At 68.9% G+C, this 16,115-nt stretch carries 17 protein-coding genes; 13 read left to right on the forward strand and 4 right to left on the reverse strand.

The window, feature by feature from the left end:
* The first annotated feature begins 10 nt into the window (after window positions 1–10).
* From BR31_RS0126560 to BR31_RS0126600, 8 genes are all read left to right on the forward strand, one after another.
* Window positions 11–886, forward strand: coding sequence for an alpha/beta fold hydrolase (locus BR31_RS0126560; RefSeq protein WP_027503597.1), 876 nt, complete (start codon window positions 11–13; stop codon window positions 884–886).
* Window positions 883–2,580, forward strand: a complete 1,698-nt coding sequence (locus tag BR31_RS0126565; RefSeq protein ID WP_027503598.1) for an FAD-binding protein — start codon at window positions 883–885, stop codon at window positions 2,578–2,580. The genes BR31_RS0126560 and BR31_RS0126565 overlap by 4 nt, the downstream gene beginning before the upstream one ends.
* A 64-nt stretch (window positions 2,581–2,644) precedes the next feature.
* Window positions 2,645–3,823, forward strand: coding sequence for an acyl-CoA dehydrogenase family protein (locus tag BR31_RS0126570; protein ID WP_027503599.1), 1,179 nt, complete (start codon window positions 2,645–2,647; stop codon window positions 3,821–3,823).
* Between the two features lie 32 nt (window positions 3,824–3,855).
* A complete protein-coding gene (gene bphC / locus BR31_RS0126575) occupies window positions 3,856–4,776 on the forward strand; it encodes a biphenyl-2,3-diol 1,2-dioxygenase (protein WP_027503600.1) in 921 nt (306 codons plus the stop codon).
* A 70-nt stretch (window positions 4,777–4,846) separates the two neighbouring features.
* A complete protein-coding gene (locus tag BR31_RS0126580; RefSeq protein ID WP_027503601.1) occupies window positions 4,847–5,578 on the forward strand; it encodes a flavodoxin family protein in 732 nt (243 codons plus the stop codon).
* 44 nt (window positions 5,579–5,622) lie between these two features.
* Window positions 5,623–6,201, forward strand: coding sequence for a hypothetical protein (locus BR31_RS0126590; protein ID WP_027503602.1), 579 nt, complete (start codon window positions 5,623–5,625; stop codon window positions 6,199–6,201).
* Window positions 6,198–6,596 carry a hypothetical protein gene (locus BR31_RS0126595; RefSeq protein WP_231496712.1) on the forward strand — a complete coding sequence of 133 codons (399 nt, stop codon included), beginning with the start codon at window positions 6,198–6,200 and terminating at the stop codon, window positions 6,594–6,596. Before BR31_RS0126590 ends, BR31_RS0126595 begins: the two co-directional genes overlap by 4 nt.
* A gap of 136 nt (window positions 6,597–6,732) precedes the next feature.
* Window positions 6,733–7,119 (forward strand): VOC family protein, encoded by a 387-nt coding sequence (locus tag BR31_RS0126600; RefSeq protein ID WP_027503604.1) that lies wholly within the window; start codon window positions 6,733–6,735, stop codon window positions 7,117–7,119.
* A 69-nt stretch (window positions 7,120–7,188) separates the two neighbouring features.
* On the opposite strand, the gene BR31_RS0126605 is transcribed toward BR31_RS0126600, so the two are convergent.
* The 3 genes from BR31_RS0126605 to BR31_RS0126615 are packed head-to-tail and all read right to left on the reverse strand — an operon-like array spanning window position 7,189 to window position 9,392.
* A complete protein-coding gene (locus BR31_RS0126605; protein WP_027503605.1) occupies window positions 7,189–7,980 on the reverse strand; it encodes an SDR family NAD(P)-dependent oxidoreductase in 792 nt (263 codons plus the stop codon).
* 18 nt (window positions 7,981–7,998) lie between these two features.
* Entirely contained in the window at window positions 7,999–8,226 is a 228-nt protein-coding gene (locus BR31_RS0126610) for a hypothetical protein (protein WP_027503606.1), read from the reverse strand.
* A 2-nt stretch (window positions 8,227–8,228) separates the two neighbouring features.
* Window positions 8,229–9,392, reverse strand: a complete 1,164-nt coding sequence (locus BR31_RS0126615; RefSeq protein WP_027503607.1) for a 3-ketosteroid-9-alpha-monooxygenase, oxygenase component — start codon at window positions 9,390–9,392, stop codon at window positions 8,229–8,231.
* A 195-nt stretch (window positions 9,393–9,587) separates the two neighbouring features.
* Here BR31_RS0126615 and hsaA point away from each other — a divergent pair, with 195 nt between their 5' ends.
* Entirely contained in the window at window positions 9,588–10,754 is a 1,167-nt protein-coding gene (gene hsaA / locus BR31_RS0126620; protein WP_027503608.1) for a 3-hydroxy-9,10-secoandrosta-1,3,5(10)-triene-9,17-dione monooxygenase oxygenase subunit, read from the forward strand.
* An 18-nt stretch (window positions 10,755–10,772) separates the two neighbouring features.
* Here hsaA and BR31_RS0126625 read toward each other — a convergent pair whose 3' ends face one another.
* On the reverse strand, window positions 10,773–12,716 hold the full coding sequence (locus BR31_RS0126625) for an acyl-CoA dehydrogenase family protein (protein WP_027503609.1): 1,944 nt from the start codon (window positions 12,714–12,716) through the stop codon (window positions 10,773–10,775).
* A 189-nt stretch (window positions 12,717–12,905) separates the two neighbouring features.
* Between BR31_RS0126625 and BR31_RS0126630 the strand changes: the two genes are divergently transcribed.
* The 4 genes from BR31_RS0126630 to BR31_RS32050 form a co-directional block, all read left to right on the forward strand.
* Window positions 12,906–13,523, forward strand: coding sequence for a TetR/AcrR family transcriptional regulator (locus BR31_RS0126630; RefSeq protein ID WP_027503610.1), 618 nt, complete (start codon window positions 12,906–12,908; stop codon window positions 13,521–13,523).
* A 132-nt stretch (window positions 13,524–13,655) separates the two neighbouring features.
* Window positions 13,656–14,546 carry a hypothetical protein gene (locus BR31_RS0126635; RefSeq protein ID WP_037178565.1) on the forward strand — a complete coding sequence of 297 codons (891 nt, stop codon included), beginning with the start codon at window positions 13,656–13,658 and terminating at the stop codon, window positions 14,544–14,546.
* 123 nt (window positions 14,547–14,669) lie between these two features.
* Window positions 14,670–15,833, forward strand: coding sequence for a steroid 3-ketoacyl-CoA thiolase (locus tag BR31_RS0126640; RefSeq protein ID WP_027503612.1), 1,164 nt, complete (start codon window positions 14,670–14,672; stop codon window positions 15,831–15,833).
* Window positions 15,834–15,928: 95 nt separating this feature from the next.
* The coding region (locus BR31_RS32050; protein ID WP_197023723.1) for an acyl-CoA dehydrogenase family protein at window positions 15,929–16,115 on the forward strand (187 nt) is incomplete at its 3' end.

Raw genomic sequence — 16,115 nt, forward strand, 5'->3', positions numbered from 1 at the left:
GTGCTGAGCCATGACGAGCGAACTCACCCACGAGGGCACCATGCGGGAGGTCTCCACCGACCTCGGCGTGTTGCGCTACCACGAGGCAGGCGACGGACCGCCGCTCCTCCTCCTGCACGGCTCCGGCCCCGGCGTCACCGGGTGGCGCAACTACCGCGGTGTGCTCGGGGACTTCGCGCAGCACTTCCGCTGCCTCGTGCTCGAGTTCCCCGGCTTCGGCGTCAGCGATCCGGGCGACGGGCACCCGATGGCGATGGCGATGGGGTCGGTCGGGACATTCCTCGACGCGCTTGGCATCGAGGAGCCGGTGCACATGATCGGCAATTCCATGGGCGGCATCGTCGCGACCAACGTCGCCATCCATGCGCCGGAGCGGGTCAACAAGCTGGTCACCATCGGTGGCATGGGTAAGAACGTCATGATGCCCAGCCCCGGCGAGGGCATCAAGCTCCTGATGGAGTTCACGGACAATCCCACCAGGGAGGGCCTGATCCGGTGGCTGCACTCGATGGTCTACGACCCGGCGGTCGTCACCGAGGAGCTGATCGAGGAGCGGTGGGCGCTGGCCACGGAGCCGTTGACGCTGGAGATCGCCGCGCGGATGTACAGCAGCAGGGCGTTCGCGGCGAACACCGCCGCCGCCAAGGCCTCCGGCGCGACGCCGTACTGGGCACAGCTGCACAAGATCTCGGCACCGACGCTGCTCACGTGGGGTCGTGACGATCGGGTCAGCCCGGTGGACATGGCGATGCTCCCGATGCGCGACATCCCGAATGCCGAGCTGCACGTGTTCCCCAATTGCGGTCACTGGACGATGATCGAGGCCAAGCAGGCGTGGACGTCGGCGGTGCTGGCGTTCCTCACCCGTGAGGAGGCGAACCGATGAGCGTGACGGAGCAGGATTGGGACGCCACCGTCGACTTCCTGATCGTCGGGAGCGGCGGCGGCGGCATGAGCGCAGGCATCACCGCGGCCGACCTCGGGCTGGACACCCTGATCATCGAGAAGGGCAAGAAGTTCGGCGGCTCGACGGCGATCTCCGGCGGCGGTATCTGGATTCCGAACGCCCCGACGCTGACCCGAAGGGACGGGGGCGACGACCCGAACGCCATCCGCCGGTACCTGCACACCCTCACCAAGGGCACGGTGCCCGCGGCCCGGATCGAGGCGTACGTGGACGCCGGCCCGAAGCTGATGCAGCTGCTGGACCGCAGTCCGCACATGAAGCTGTACTGGGTGAAGGGTTACTCCGACTACCACCCGGAGGAGGACGGCGGCAGCGCACTCGGACGTACCATCGAGTGCAAGCCCTTCGACACCCGAAAGCTGAAGGAGGACGAGCAGTTCCAGCGTCCGAACAGCATGAAGGGCCCGCTGGGCCTGTGGGTGACCTCGAAGGACTACCACGACCTGGCGATGGTCAAGCGCACCTGGGCCGGCCGCAGGGCATCGATGGTCGCCGCCTGGCGCGTTGCGTCGAACATGGTGCTGCGCCGCCACATGTCCACCGGTGGACGCGCCCTGGTGGCGCGCCTGCGGATGGTGCTCAAGGACGCCGGGGTCCCCCTCTGGCTGCGCACCTCGATGACCGAGTTGGTGACCGACGCCGACGGTGTCGTGGTCGGCGTGGTCGCCGATCGTGCGGGTGAGACCGTCCGGATCCGCGCACGCCGCGGCGTGTTGCTGGCCACCGGCGGCTTCGACCACAACCAGCAGATGCGTGATCAGTACCTGCCCGAGCTCGGACGTGCGAACGTCAGCGCGGGGGCCAGGGAGAACACGGGCGACGGCATCCGGGCCGGTCAGGGGCTCGGCGCGGCCGTCGACCTCATGGACGATGCCTGGTGGATGCCGTCGGTTTTCCACCCGATGGGCGCGGTCATCCCGCTGGTGTCCGAGCGGTGCATCCCGCCGTCGGTGATCGTCAATGCGCGGGGTGAACGCTTCACCAACGAGTCGTCGCCGTACGTGAACTTCGTGCACGACCAGCTCGAGGGTGGTCACGTGCCGGCCTGGTTCGTCATGGACACCAAGGCGAAGAACCGGTACCCGTTCGCGCAGGTGCTGCCGAACATGCCTTTCCCACAAGGGTTCTACGACTCCGGTGTGGTCCACAAGGCGGACACGCTGCCCGAGCTGGCCGCCGCGATAGGCGTCCCGGCCGGTGCGCTCGTCGCGACCATCGAACGGTTCAACGGCTTCGCCCGCAGCGGCAAGGACGAGGACTTCGGCCGCGGCGACAGCGCCTACGACCGGTACTACGGCGATCCCACCATGGCGAACCCCAACATGGACGAGATCGTCAAGGGGCCGTTCTACGCGATCCGCTGCGAGGCGGGCGATCTCGGCACCAAGGGCGGCCTTGTCTGTGACGAGAACAGTCGCGTGCTGCGCGGCGACGGCAGCGCGATCGAGGGCCTCTATGCCACCGGCAACACGACCGCCTCGGTGATGGGCAACGAATACGCGGGCGCGGGCGCCACCATCGGCCCATCGATGGTCTTCGGGTACCTCGCCGCGCGGTATGCCGCCGAACACGAGCTCTCACTGAGCGAGAGCGCACCCGTCGCCTCGACCTGAGGCTGCCACGTTCACTTACAGGAGGCGGCTCGCCGCCAGGCACACAGAGAAGGCCGAGGAAGCCATGGGTCAGGTTCAGGAACGGATCGAGCAGTACGCCGACGAGATCCGCGCGGAGGGCGCCGAGGGCGACAAGCTCATGCGGCTGTCGGACACCGCCGCCAAGCGACTGCGCGAGTCCGGCGCGATGCGGATGCTGCAGCCGAAGCAGCACGGTGGCCTCGAGGTGCACCCCTGCGAGTTCGCGGAAACCGTCATGAGCATCGCCGCGATGGACGGCGCGACGGGCTGGGTCACCGGCATCGTCGGCGTCCACCCCTGGGAGCTCGCCTTCGCCGATCCCAGAGTGCAGGAAGAGATCTGGGGAACCGACCAGGACACCTGGGTCGCTTCGCCCTACGCGCCGATGGGCGTCGCCACGCCGGTCGACGGCGGCTACATCCTCAACGGCCGCTGGTCGTTCTCCTCCGGCACCGATCACTGCCAGTGGGTGTTCCTCGGCGCCATGCTCGGGGACGCCGACGGCAGGGCGCAGATGCCGCCGGTCTCCCTCCACGTGATCCTGCCGCGGTCCGACTACGAGATCGTCGAGGACTCGTGGGACGTCATCGGTCTGCGCGGGACCGGCTCGAAGGACGTGATCGTCCGGGACGCCTTCATCCCCGGCTACCGCACCCTGCTCGCCTCGGATGTCATGGACGGCACCGCGGTCAAGGCATCGGGACGAACCGAGACCCTCTACAACATGCCGTTCTCGTGCATGTTCCCGCTTGGCATCACCTCCGCCGTGGTCGGCATCGCGGAGGGGGCGCTGGCCTGTCACATCGCGGCCCAGAAGGATCGGACCGCGATCACCGGGCAGAAGATCAAGGACGATCCGTACGTGCTGTACGCCATCGGTGAGGCGGCGGCCGAGATCGCGGCATCGCGTGCGGCGTTGCTCGAGACCGTCGACCGCTTCTGGGACATGACCGAGGCGGGCAAGGAGATCGACTTCGAGGCACGAGCCATCGGCAGGCGGACCCAGACGGCCGCGGCCTGGCGTGCAGTGCGCGCGGTCGACGAGATCTTCGCCCGCTCCGGCGGCAATGCCCTGCACCGGAAGTTCCCGATGCAGCGGTTCTTCCGCGACGCGCACGCGGGCATCGCGCACGCCATCCACGTGCCGGGCTCGATCTTCCACTCGTCGGCGCTGACCCAGCTCGGTGGTGAGCCGCAGGGCATCCACCGTTCGATGATCTGACCGACGCAACAGCAAAGGGATTGGTGGAGAACATGTCTGACATCCGTTCGCTCGGCTACCTCAAGGTTCAGACGCGGGACGTCGATCGCTGGCGTGAACTCGTGGTCGACGGCCTCGGTATGGCCGTCGGCTCGGGCCCCGACGGGGACGGTCTGTACCTGCGGATCGACGAGCGCCGGTCACGCCTGCAGGTGCTGCCGGGCGAGGTGGACAAGGTGCTCGCGGTCGGCTGGGAGGTACGCGACCAGTTCGCGTTGCGGGCGGTGCGCGATCAGCTGGAGAAGGCGGGCGTCCCGGTCCGCGAGCTGTCCCAGGAGGAGGCGGACCACCGCGACGTGGAGCGCGCGATCACCTTCGTCGATCCCGCGGGCACCACCGTCGAGGTGTTCTTCGGCCCGGTGCTCGACCACAGCCCGGTGGTCACCCCGCACGGCGGCCGGTTCGTGACGGGGCCCGCGGGCCTCGGCCACGTGGTGCTGCCGACGCCGCACTTCCAGGAGACCTACGACTTCTACACCGAGGTCCTCGGCTTCCTGCCCCGCGGTGCGATCCGGCTCGGCGGACCTGGCGCACCCGGCCCGGCCCGGCGGGTGCGGTTCCTCGGCATCAATCAGCGGCACCACAGCCTGGCGATCTGCCCGGCGCCGCCGTCGGAGGGCCCGGGGATGGTGCACCTGATGATGGAGGTCGACACCCTGGACGCGGTGGGCCAGGCGCTGGACCGGGTCGGCAGGCTCGGCTTCTCGATCTCGTCCACCCTCGGCAGGCACACCAACGACAAGATGGTCTCGTTCTACGTTCGCGCGCCCGGCGGCTGGGACGTCGAGTTCGGCACCGAGGGCATGCTGGTGGACGAGAGCCACTTCACCGCGGAGGAGATCACCGCGGACAGCTACTGGGGTCACGACTGGTCCGGTTCGGAGCCCCTCGCGGCGTTCACTCCCGAGTCGTAGCGTTCGGCGCCCCGGGGGCCGGGCCGGCGCATATCGTGGACTGCCGGGGGCACTCGCGGAGGAGTCCGAGATGACAATTCCATCGTCACTGGGCACGGCGCCCAGGTTCGACGGCCTGCTGGCCGCCTTCGTCAATTGCACGCTGAAACGGTCGCCGGAGGTCAGCAACACGCAGGGGCTGATCGACCGCAGCGTCGGGCTGATGCGCGATGCCGGCGTCGCGGTCGACGAGATCCGCGCGGTCGATCACGACATCGCCACCGGCGTGTACCCCGACATGACCGAACACGGCTGGCCGAGCGACGAGTGGCCGCAGTTGTACGGGCGGATCATCGCCGCCGACATCCTGGTGCTGGCGGGCCCGATCTGGCTCGGCGACAACAGTTCGGTGATGAAGAAGGTCATCGAGCGTCTGTACGGCTGTTCGTCGATCCTCAACGACCGGGGGCAGTACGCCTTCTACGGGCGGGTCGGTGGCTGCCTGATCACCGGAAACGAGGACGGCGTCAAGCACTGCGCGATGAACATCCTCTACAGCCTCCAGCACCTGGGTTATGTGATCCCGCCACAGGCCGACGCCGGCTGGATCGGCGAGGCGGGCCCGGGGCCGTCCTACCTGGACGAGGGGTCGGGCGGGCCGGAGAACGACTTCACCAACCGCAACACCACCTTCATGACCTACAACCTGATGCATGCGGCGGCGATGCTGAAGGAGGCGGGCGGGTTCCCCGCCTACGGGAACCAGCGGTCGGAGTGGGACGCCGGCTGCAGGCCGGACTTCGCGAACCCCGACTACCGCTGAGGACGCCCGCTGCGCCAGGGGCGGGGCTGGGTTACCCTCACGCCATGGCGTCAGCGGCCTCGGTGGGGCGATCGGCCGCGTGGACCGCGATGGCCATCGCGGTGGCCTTGAGCGCCACGGCCTGCATCGGAGCCGTGGACCGGGCCGAGTTCGATGCGGACATGCGTGCGCGGGGCGGTGGGATGACCACGGCCGTGGTCCGGGACGCGATGGCGGCCCTCACGCTCACCTACGGCGTCAGCGAGTTGCAGGTCACCTCGGTCGACGTCGGGCCCGTCGAGGCACTCGATGTGACCGTCCGGAACCCGGCGCGCCCCGATCAGCTCGATCGGTACACCTTCGACGGTCAATGGCTGAGCGAACCGACCCCGGTCCTGGTCAGTGCCCGCGACGATCTCGATGCGCAAGCCTTCGTCGTCGGCGATGTGCCCGCGCTCGGCAGCGTCGAGAGTCTGGTCGACGAGGCACTGGCGAGCACCGCCTTCGACGGCGGCCAGGTCACCGGTATCTCGGTCAACAGAACCGAGGCGATACGGCCGACGGTCATGGTCGAATCACCGCGGTCCCGGGCGCTCGTCGTCTTCGATGCCGACGGCGCTGTCGCGGAGGTACATCCGCTGTGACCGATCCCGTAGAGGTCGGCGTGAACCGCGAACGCGGGCGACCCGTTGTCGCGTGGCTGCTGACGTGGGGAATCGCCATCGCCGCGAGCGCAGGCCTGCTCACGTTGATCTCCTCGGTGATCTGGCCGGGGCAGGCGCGCTACCTGGCCCCGCTGTTCTGCGAGCCACCCACCGGTGAGGCCGTCATCGTCTCGGACACCTACGCATCGGGCGACGGCACCTCGACCGATTTCACGCTCTACTGCATCGGCGATCGCGGTCAGACGATCGATGCGGGCTGGCTGCACCCGTTCCTGCTGCTCTGGTGCGGGTACGCCCTCGCGATCGTCGCGGTGGTGGGTGTGGTGGCGATCTCCTCGAGGAAAACGACTACGCCGGAGCAACTCTCGCCATAGTCGAGCGGCAACACCTCGGTGCGGCAGCGGCGGGGGCCTTGCGCGCGCGCCGCGGTCGAGGTATTTCTGGATACAGCGTCGCGTGTCGATGACGGACTGCGTCAGGCATGGAGGCGTCGAATCCCAAGGGGTTTCCTTGACCATCTCGTTCAACCACACCATCGTCGCCGCGAAAGACAAGCAGCTCTCGGCGTACTTCTTCACCACGCTGTTCGGCCTCCCGGATCCGGTTCCGGCCGGCATCTTCCTCGCCGTCCAGCTCGACAACGGAGTCACTCTGGACTTCGCCGAACCACCGCCCCACCTCGACGTGACCCCGCAGCACTACGCGTTCCTGGTCTCGGAGGAGGATTTCGACAGCATCTACGGTCGAATCCTCGAGGGCGGAATGGAGCACTGGGCCGATCCCCGGCAGTCGGCGACGGGCATCAACAGGAACGACGGAGGTCGCGGGACCTACTTCCTCGACCCGGCCGGGCACTTTCTCGAGATCATCACCCGGCCATACGGTTCGGGAAGATAGGGTCCGCGAATACGGCGATGGCCGCACCCCGGGCTCGGGGTGCGGCCACCCGGCCGGACGGGTGAGAACCTAGGTGCGCCCGAGGAGCTTGCGCATGCCGTCGGCGGCGCCCTGGACGATCTTGTCGCGCGGGAACCCGGCACGCTTGACGACCGCCGGATAGTTGCCGCCCGCCACCCAGACGGGGCCGTCGGCGAGGTGCTCGAGACCCTCGCGTGCCACGTCCTCTGGCTCGGCGACCAGCATGCCGGGGATGTCGAAGTTCAGCCCGGCCCTTGCCATGGCGGGGGTGCGGGTGACGCCGAGGACGAGTTCGAGCACGTTCACGCCGAAAGGCTTGAGCTCCAACCACAATCCCTCGGCGAACACCCGGCTGAACGCCTTGGCCGCGGAGTAGATGCTCTGCTGCTCGGCGCCCAGGTATCCGGACATCGAGCCGAGCAGCACGATGCCGCCCCTGCCGCGGGCCTTCATCTTTGCGCCGAAGCGGTGTGTGAGCTGCAGCTGCGAGGTCACGTTCAGGTCGATGACGCCCTGCACCTTCTGCAGGTCGCTCTCGACGAATTCGTGCCCGTAGGAGTTGGCCCCCGCGTTGAAGATCAGCAGCCCGACCTCGAGGTCGTCGGTGATCGCGCGGATCCGGTCCAGTGCATCCGGTACGAGCAGGTCAAGCGACAGCGTGCGCACCTGGACACCGAGAGCACGCACCTTGTCCGCTGTCTCTTCGAGCGGACCGGGCTTGCGCGCGATCAGGACGAGGTGGATACCGGCGGCGGCGAGTTCGTGTGCGAACGCGGAGCCGACACCCTCGGAACCGCCCGCGATCACCGCCCACGGTCCGTATTGGATCTTGTCGATCATGGTTCTCCTTGAGGGGGTTCAGTTCTCGGCGACATCGAGTCGCCCGTCGAGCACGGCCTGGTCGATCGATTCCTGCAGCGCCTCGCAGACCTGGACTCGGACCGTACGGGCCCGGGAGGGTTTCCCGTCGCGGAACTCGGCACAGGAGGACTCGGACTCCGACGTCCATTGGATGGCGGTGTGGTGCCAGCTGGTCTTCTCGACGAGGACCCGGTTGCCGCATCGGTCGCATGCCAACGGCTGCATGGTTAGACCGGCTGGTTCTTGGCCTCGGCGGCCTTCTTGGCCGCGATGTTGGCGTCCACTTCCCTGCGCCACGCCTCGACCGGCTTGGTGGTGTCCATCTCGAACTCGAAGCGCTCCACCATCTCCGGTGTGACGTCGGCGACGTCGACGTAGAACTGCTCGTACCAGCGGCGTAGCTGGTAGACCGGGCCGTCCTCGTCGCACAGGAGCGGATTGTTGATGCGGCTCTTGGATTTCCAGATCGCGACGTCCTGCTCGAATCCGGTGGCGATGAACTTGGTCATCCCGCTCGCGATCGACTCCGCCTCACCGGTCGGCAGCTGGTCGGTCTTCTTGACCATCACGCCGTACATCAGCACGAACTTGTCGGGGGAGATCGGGAAGTGGCAGTTGATCAGGATCGACTCGACGTCGAACGTGTCGTATCGGTAGATCAGCTCGTCGATCATGAAGGACGGGCCGTGGTAGGCGGCGACCGAGTCACTGCCCAGCAGCTTCGGCCGGGTCGGGTCGTTCGACGGCGGCCGCATGTCCTCGCGGGCGAGGCCCTCGAAGTACTGGATCGCGGTGTGGCCCTCGAAGATGTTCTTGAACCGGGTGGGGAAGGAGAAGTGCACGTAGAAGAAGTGCGCCATGTCCACGACGTTGTCCACGATCTCGCGGCAGTTGGTGTCGATGACGATCGAGTGCCAGACCCAGTCGGTCCACTCCTCGCCGGGCTTGCGCATCTGCGGGATGGTGACGTCGGCGGGCGGCGGGTTGCCCTCCGGGTCGTTCCACACGAACAGCAGGCCGTCCTGCTCGAGCGTGGTCCAGGAACGGGTGCGGGCGAGCGGGGGGACCCGCCGGGCGTAGGGGATGCCGGTGCACTTGCCGTTGCCGCCCCACCGCCAGTCGTGGAACGGGCAGGCCACCGCGTCACCCTTGATGCTGCCCTGGCTGAGGTCGCCGCCCATGTGGCGGCAGTACGAGTCGAGGACGTTGAGCTTGCCCGCGCTGTCGCCGAACACCACCAGCTTGGTGCCGAAGGCCTCGATGCCGTGGGGCGTGCCGTCGCGGAATTCCTTCGCGAGGCCGAGGCAGTGCCATCCGCGCGCGAACCTGGTCGGTGCGGCGCCTGCGTCGATCACGCGAACTTCATCGTCTGCGGACTGCGTGGTGGTCACGGTTCTTCCCATCCCTTCGAGCGAGGCCGCCTGCGTGCGGCGAGTCCTGCTGATCACTGCCCCCGACGCTAACGAGCACCGTGGCGGGCAATGGTCCCGGTCTCACTGGCCGGGACCGGCCTGACCAGCAGAATTGGACTTTGCCAACCGGTCCGGGCCTCGGCAGCCGGCGCTCAGACGGATAGCATCGGTCAGATGGACAACGAGGTTCTCGCGGCGGTTCGCGAGTTGCTGCCCGGCATCGCCGAACGGGCGCGCGCCACCGAGGACGCACGCCGGGTCTCGGACGAGACGATCCGGGGGCTCGCCGATGCGGGCGTGTTCCGGATGCTCCAGCCCAAGCGGTACGGCGGGGCGGAGGCCGACCCCGTGCACTTCTACGAGGCGGTCCGGGCGATCTCGGGTGCCTGCGGCTCCACCGGTTGGGTGGCCTCGGTGCTCGGGGTGCACCCCTGGCACCTCGCCCTCTACGACGACAGGGCCCAGGCCGAGGTCTGGGGCGGCGATCCGGGCGTGCTGGTCTGCTCGTCCTACGCGCCGACAGGAACCCTCACCCCCGTCGAGGGCGGCTACGAACTGTCCGGCGTCTGGCGATACGCGTCCGGATGCGATCACGCGCAGTGGGCGTTGCTCGGTGGTCTGCTGGTCGGCGCCAAGGGCGAGCCGATGGACTTCATCACCCTCCTGGTGCCGCGCACCGATTACCGGATCGAGGAGGTCTGGGACGCCGTCGGCCTGCGGGGGACCGGTAGCCACGAGATCGTGGTGGACAGCGCATTCGTCCCCTCGTACCGGGTGATGAACAACTACGAGGTGTCGAACCTGCGCGGTCCGGGACAGAAGGTGAACCCGGCTCCGCTGTACCGGATTCCGTTCGCGACGATCTTCACCACGGCGATCTCGGCGCCGGTGATCGGTGTGGTCGCGGGCTGCTACGAGAACTACCTGTCTTCGATGCGAGACCGGGTGCGCCTCAGCCTCGGCGGCGGGCGATTCGCCGAGGACACGTTCGCGCAGGTGACCGTCGCGAGGGCCTCCTCCGAGATCGATGCCGCGATCCTGCAGATGGACCGCAATGTCCGCGCCCTGCTGGAGGTGGCGGCCGCGGGCAAGGAGATCCCGATGCAGCTGCGGCTGCGGGCCCGCCGCGACCAGGTGCGCGCAACCGAGCGGGCCCTGGAGGCCATCGAGCACCTATTCAAGACCGCGGGCGGTCAGTCCCTCGATCGGGGCAATCCGATCGAGCGGGCCTGGCGGGACGCGCACGCGGGTGGGGTGCACGTGGCCAACGATGCCGAGCGCGCGCTGGCCCTCTACGGGCGCGGGGCCTTCGGCCTGCCGATCGAGGACAATCTGGTCTGACGCGCCGCTCGGCGTCGACTAGCCTCCGCTCCGCGTCGGCGGCAGGAATCTGCGCGCGACGTTCTCCTCGGTGGACGCGCCAGGCGACCACTGCGAGATCCACGGGCCGGTGCCCTCGCTCTGGTCGGTCACGCCCGCCTCCAGCCAGGTGTACCGGCCATCCAGGATGCCGTCGGCGAGCCGGTGGTCCACCTCGTCGGTGTTGTCCCACAGGGCCGCGAACAGCCGATCGACCCGGATCCGGGACTGCTGGCAGAACGCGTCGGCCAGCTCGTAGGCCGCCTCGCCCTGGCTCGGGTCCTGGGCGCGCAGCATCTCGGCGCGCACGCAGCTCGCCGACATCGCGAACAGTTCCGCGCCGATGTCCACGACCCGGCCGAGGAACGCCTGGTGCTTCTCCATCCCGGCCTGCCAGCGGGCCATGCCGTAGAAGGTGGACCGGGCCAGCTTGCGGGCGTTGCGCTCGACGAAGCGCAGATGCGTTGCGTTAGAACCGAATTCGCCGTACGACGTGGGGAGCTGCCCCTTCCCGGAGACCAGGTGCGGCAACCATTTGGCGTAAAAACCGCTGGCGCCGAGCGCCGCCTTCGCCTTGTGCTGCAGGTCCGCCTTGGGGTCGGCGAGGTCGCCGGCCGCGGCGAGGTGGGCGTCGACGGCTTCGCGGGCAACCAGCAGCCGCATGATCTCGCTCGATCCCTCGAAGATCCGGTTGATCCGCAGATCGCGGAACTGCTGCTCGGCGGGCACCGCCCGCTCTCCCCTTGCGGCCAGCGACTCGGCGGTCTCGTAGCCCCGACCGCCGCGGATCTGGATCAGCTCGTCCGCGATAAGGCAGGCCATCTCGCTCGACCACAGCTTGGCCAGCGCGGCCTCGATCCGGATGTCGTTGCGGCCCTCGTCGGCCATCTGCCCGGACAACTCCAGCACCGCCTCGAGCGCGAACGTGGTGGCGGCGATGAACGAGAGCTTGGCGGCGACCGCCCCGTGCTTGCCGACCTGTCGGCCCCACTGCACCCGCTCTGCGGACCACTGGCGCGCGATGAGCAGCGACCACTTGCCGGCGCCCGCGCACATCGCGGGGAGGGCGAGCCTGCCGGCGTTGAGGGTGGTCAGCGCGATCTTGAGACCGTCGCCCTCGCGCCCGATCAGATTCGCGGCCGGCACACGCACCTGGTGCAGCCGGGTGACGCCGTTCTCGATCCCGCGCAGGCCCATGAACGCGTTGCGTCGCTCGACGGTGATGCCGGGCGAATCCGCCTCGACGACGAACGCCGTGATCCCGCCGCGGTGGCCCTCGCTGCGGGGCACCCGCGCCATCACCACGAGCAGCTCGGCGACCACGCCGTTGGTGGTCCACAGCTTGACGCCGTCGAGCACGTAGGCGGAGCCGTCCTCGGTCGGGGTCGCGGTGGAGGCCATCCTGGCCGGGTCTGATCCGACGTCGGGCTCGGTGAGCAGGAACGCGGATACCGCGCCCTTCGCGCAGCGGGGCAGGAACTCCCGCTTCTGCTCCGGGGTGCCTGCGAGCTTGAGAGGCTCCGGCACGCCGATGGACTGATGCGCCGACAGGAGTGCGCCGATGCTCGGGTGCACGGAGGCGGCGAGCATCAGGACCCGGTTGTAGGCGACCTGCGACAGTCCGAGCCCGCCGTACTCCTCGGCGACCTTGAGGCCGAAGCAGCCGAGCTCGGCGAACCCCTTGACGTAGTCGTCGGGGATCAGGGACTCCCGCTCGATCACCGTCCCGTCGAGGGTGGCGCAGTACTTCTCGAGCTCCGCGAGGAACCGGTCGCTCTTGGCCGCCTCCGCGGGCGGCGGCTGGGGGAAGGGGTGCACGAGGTCGAGTCGCAGCCGCCCGAGGAAGAGTTCCTTCGCGAACGAGGGCTTGTCCCACCCGCTCTCCCTGGCTTCCTCGGCGACCGCTCTCGCCTGCTCCTCGGTGACCTGGGCCGCTGCAACCATGATCCGCCTCCCGGAAGGACGTGCCAGTTGTTACTGGCGAGTATCCTCCGGCGGCACCGGTTTGGGAACCCAATGAGGCGGCGGAGCCGCCTGGCGTATCCCACTGAGCGGAAGTTTGCGGCAGTGGTCCCCGCGAGATGTCAGGATCTATCCTGCGGGGAACCATTGTGGAAAGAAGGCGGGGGAGACATGCCCAGGCTTGCGGAGGCACGCGACGCGGCCGAACCCAGTTCGGTCGAACAACGGGCGCGGTACGGCCGCATCCTGGACGCGGCCGCCGTGTTGGCCTCGGAGAAGGAACTCGAGCGCGTCCAGATGCACGAGGTCGCCAAGTCGGCAGGCGTGGCCATCGGGACCCTCTACCGCTACTTCCCGTCGAAAACCCACCTGTTCGTCGCGGTGATGGTCGACCAGATCGACCAGATGGGCGCCGGTCTGACGCGGCGGCCCAAGGGCACCGGCTCGCCCGCGGACGCGGTCTACGAGATCCTGCTGCGCGCGACGAGGGCGCTGCTGCGCAGGCCCATGTTGGCGACGGCGATGATCCAGTCCGCGGCGACGTCCAACGCGGCCACGATTCCCGATGTCGCCAAGATCGACCAGCACTTCGACGCGCAGCTGCTCGACGCCGCGGGGATCGAGGACCCGTCCGTTCGCGACACCACGGTGATCCGGTTGGTCGTGTCCCTGTGGTTCGGGCTGATCCAGTCGAGTCTCAACGGGCGGGCGTCGATCCCCGAGATCGAATCCGATCTGCGTATCGCGTGCGACCTGCTGCTCGCGGACCTCAGCGGCACGATCAAGTAGCCGGCCCCTCGGGATGGGGTGGCTCCGGCGGCGGAACCCTGCCGCGGCGCTGGGCGGGCTATGATCGGCGGTGTGCCGCACCGATAGTGGCTTCTGTCGATGATCCATCGGATCTTGAACATGGAGTCCCGCATGCCTCACATTCGTCCGTTCCGTCGCTCCGACCGCCACCAGGTCACCGACCTGGTGAACGCGCACATCTCGGCGGTCGTTCCCGGGTGGGCCGTCTCGACCGCCACCCTGCTCGCCCAGCTCGAGGCCGATCCCGGTCAGTACGTGACCGACCCCTGGGTCCAGACCCGCGAGACCCTGGTGGTCGTGGTGGATTCCCGGGTGGTCGGCGCGGCGCACCTGCGGTGCTATCGGAGCTCCCCCGACGTCGGTCCCGACTACCGCGACTCGGGTGAGGTCGCCTGGATGGTCTGCTGGCCGGATCATGCCGACGCCGCCGCGGTACTACTGGGCGCTGCGCTGCGCGTGATCCAATCCTGGGGCGCAAGAAGGATTTTCGCCGATGGCGACCTCCCAACGCCCGCGACCTTCGGCATACCGGACTGCTGGCCGCACATCGAGGAATCGCTGATCGGAGCGGGGTTCCGGCCCGGCGAGGACGCCGTCGAGGTGTTGCTCGCCGGCAGGATCGACACCATGCCGGCATCGGATTCTCCTGCATCCGAGCGGGTTCGGCGATCGGTGGGTCAACACGGGGTTCGATTCACGCTCGACGACGGTGACGCGACCGAGCTGGGCTGCGTCGAGACGATCGACGACTGCACCAGGGGCGGGACACTGCTCCGGCTGGCCGGGTGGGCGGAGGTGGCCGAACTGGACCTGCCGTCGGGTGAGGTCGCCAGAAGTGCGCTCCTCGGATCCGCCGCCGACTGGCTCCGAACGGGCGGCGTCGCGAACCTCTTCATCGCCCTCGGGCGCGAGGACGTCGAGGAGATCGAGTACTTCGGGGGTCTCGGCTGGCGGCGACTGGCGACCGTCCGGCGCGGCTGGGAACGCACGACGCGGCCGTAGGGGTTCCGCTGACCGGGATCGGGGCCGCGGCCATCCGGCGTCCTGCCTAGCGTCCGGGGAAACCACCGGCGGCGCGGTGGGAGTCCCCCCACCGCGCCGCGATCCATTCAGGGAGCAGTCATCATGAGCACAGCCGTCATCGTCGACGCGGTCCGCACTCCGATCGGCCGCCGCCGCGGTCAGCTGGCCGGTGTCCACCCGGCCGTTCTGCTGGGTGCGGCGCAGGCCGCGCTGCTCGAGCGCACCGGCCTGGCGGCCACCGAGGTCGGCCAGCTGGTCGGCGGTGCCGTCACCCAGGCGGGCGAGCAGTCCAACAACGTCACCCGCCAGGCCTGGCTGCACGCAGGCCTGCCGTACACCACGGCCGCCACCACCATCGACTGCGCGTGCAGCTCCTCGCAGCAGGCCGTGCACATGGTCGCCGGCCTGATCGCCTCCGGTCAGATCGACGCAGGCATCGGCTGCGGGGTCGAGGTGATGAGCCGGGTGTTCCTCGGTCAGGCCAACGCGCCCGGCACCGGTAACCCGTACCCGGACGACTGGGCCCTCGACATGGGCGATCAGTTCACCTCCGCCGAGCGGATCGCGGTCAGGCGTGGCATCAAGCGCGGCGACGTCGACGCCTTCGGGCTCGAGTCGCAGCGTCGCGCGGCCGTCGCGTGGGCCGAGGGCCGCTTCGACCGCGAGATCACGCCGGTGGTGGCCCCGGTCGTGGACAGGGAGGGCAGCCCCACGGGTGAGGTCGCGACCGTGACCCGCGACGGTGGCCTGCGCGAGACCACCGCCGAGGGGCTGGCCGGGCTCAGGCCGGTCGTCGAGGGCGGTATCCACACCGCGGGCAATTCCTCCCAGGTCAGCGACGGAGCCGCCGCGGTGTTGCTGATGAGCGAGGAGCGGGCGGCCGCGCTGGGCCTGCGGCCGCGAGCGCGCATCGTCGCCTCCACGATGGTCGGCGCCGACCCGTACTTCCACCTCGACGGCCCGGTCGACTCCACTCGCGCGGTGCTCGAGCGGACGGGGATGTCGCTGGCCGACATCGACCTGGTCGAGATCAACGAGGCCTTCGCCTCCGTGGTGCTGTCCTGGGCGCAGGTGCACAACGCCGACATGTCGAAGGTCAACGTGAACGGCGGCGCGATCGCCCTCGGGCACCCGGTCGGCTCCACCGGCTCGCGGCTGATCACCTCTGCTCTGCACGAACTCGAGCGCGCGGACAAGTCCACGGCGCTGATCACCATGTGCGCGGGCGGCGCACTGTCGACGGCCACCGTCATCGAGCGGATCTAGGCGCCTGCGGCGCCCGTGCGCGGTTGGCGAGTCCTGAGACTCACCAACCACGCACGGGCGCGAAGCGCCTCCCCTTCTAGAACCGAGGACAATCCATGACCATTGGAATGAGTGACGAAGACCGCGAACTCCGCGATTCCGTGCGCGGCTGGGCGGCCCGGCACGCCACCCCGACCGTGATCCGTGAGGCCGTCGAGGCCAAGAGCGAGACCCGCCCCGCCTTCTGGGGTTCGCTCGCCGAGCTCGGCCTGCTGGGCTTGCACCTGCCCGAGGAGGTAGGCG

This window comes from Rhodococcus sp. UNC363MFTsu5.1 (assembly GCF_000686785.1).
Taxonomy (GTDB): Bacteria; Actinomycetota; Actinomycetes; order Mycobacteriales; family Mycobacteriaceae; genus Rhodococcus_G; species Rhodococcus_G maanshanensis.

Coding starts and splice junctions, on each gene's coding strand:
- hsaA (WP_027503608.1), top strand. CDS start 9,588: ATGGACAACGAGGTTCTCGCGGCGGTTCGCGAGTTGCTGCCCGGCATC.
- BR31_RS0126580 (WP_027503601.1), top strand. CDS start 4,847: ATGACAATTCCATCGTCACTGGGCACGGCGCCCAGGTTCGACGGCCTG.
- BR31_RS0126565 (WP_027503598.1), top strand. CDS start 883: ATGAGCGTGACGGAGCAGGATTGGGACGCCACCGTCGACTTCCTGATC.
- BR31_RS0126625 (WP_027503609.1), bottom strand. CDS start 12,716: ATGGTTGCAGCGGCCCAGGTCACCGAGGAGCAGGCGAGAGCGGTCGCC.
- BR31_RS0126635 (WP_037178565.1), top strand. CDS start 13,656: ATGCCTCACATTCGTCCGTTCCGTCGCTCCGACCGCCACCAGGTCACC.
- BR31_RS0126610 (WP_027503606.1), bottom strand. CDS start 8,226: ATGCAGCCGTTGGCATGCGACCGATGCGGCAACCGGGTCCTCGTCGAG.
- bphC (WP_027503600.1), top strand. CDS start 3,856: ATGTCTGACATCCGTTCGCTCGGCTACCTCAAGGTTCAGACGCGGGAC.
- BR31_RS0126590 (WP_027503602.1), top strand. CDS start 5,623: ATGGCGTCAGCGGCCTCGGTGGGGCGATCGGCCGCGTGGACCGCGATG.
- BR31_RS0126640 (WP_027503612.1), top strand. CDS start 14,670: ATGAGCACAGCCGTCATCGTCGACGCGGTCCGCACTCCGATCGGCCGC.
- BR31_RS0126560 (WP_027503597.1), top strand. CDS start 11: ATGACGAGCGAACTCACCCACGAGGGCACCATGCGGGAGGTCTCCACC.
- BR31_RS0126605 (WP_027503605.1), bottom strand. CDS start 7,980: ATGATCGACAAGATCCAATACGGACCGTGGGCGGTGATCGCGGGCGGT.
- BR31_RS0126630 (WP_027503610.1), top strand. CDS start 12,906: ATGCCCAGGCTTGCGGAGGCACGCGACGCGGCCGAACCCAGTTCGGTC.
- BR31_RS0126570 (WP_027503599.1), top strand. CDS start 2,645: ATGGGTCAGGTTCAGGAACGGATCGAGCAGTACGCCGACGAGATCCGC.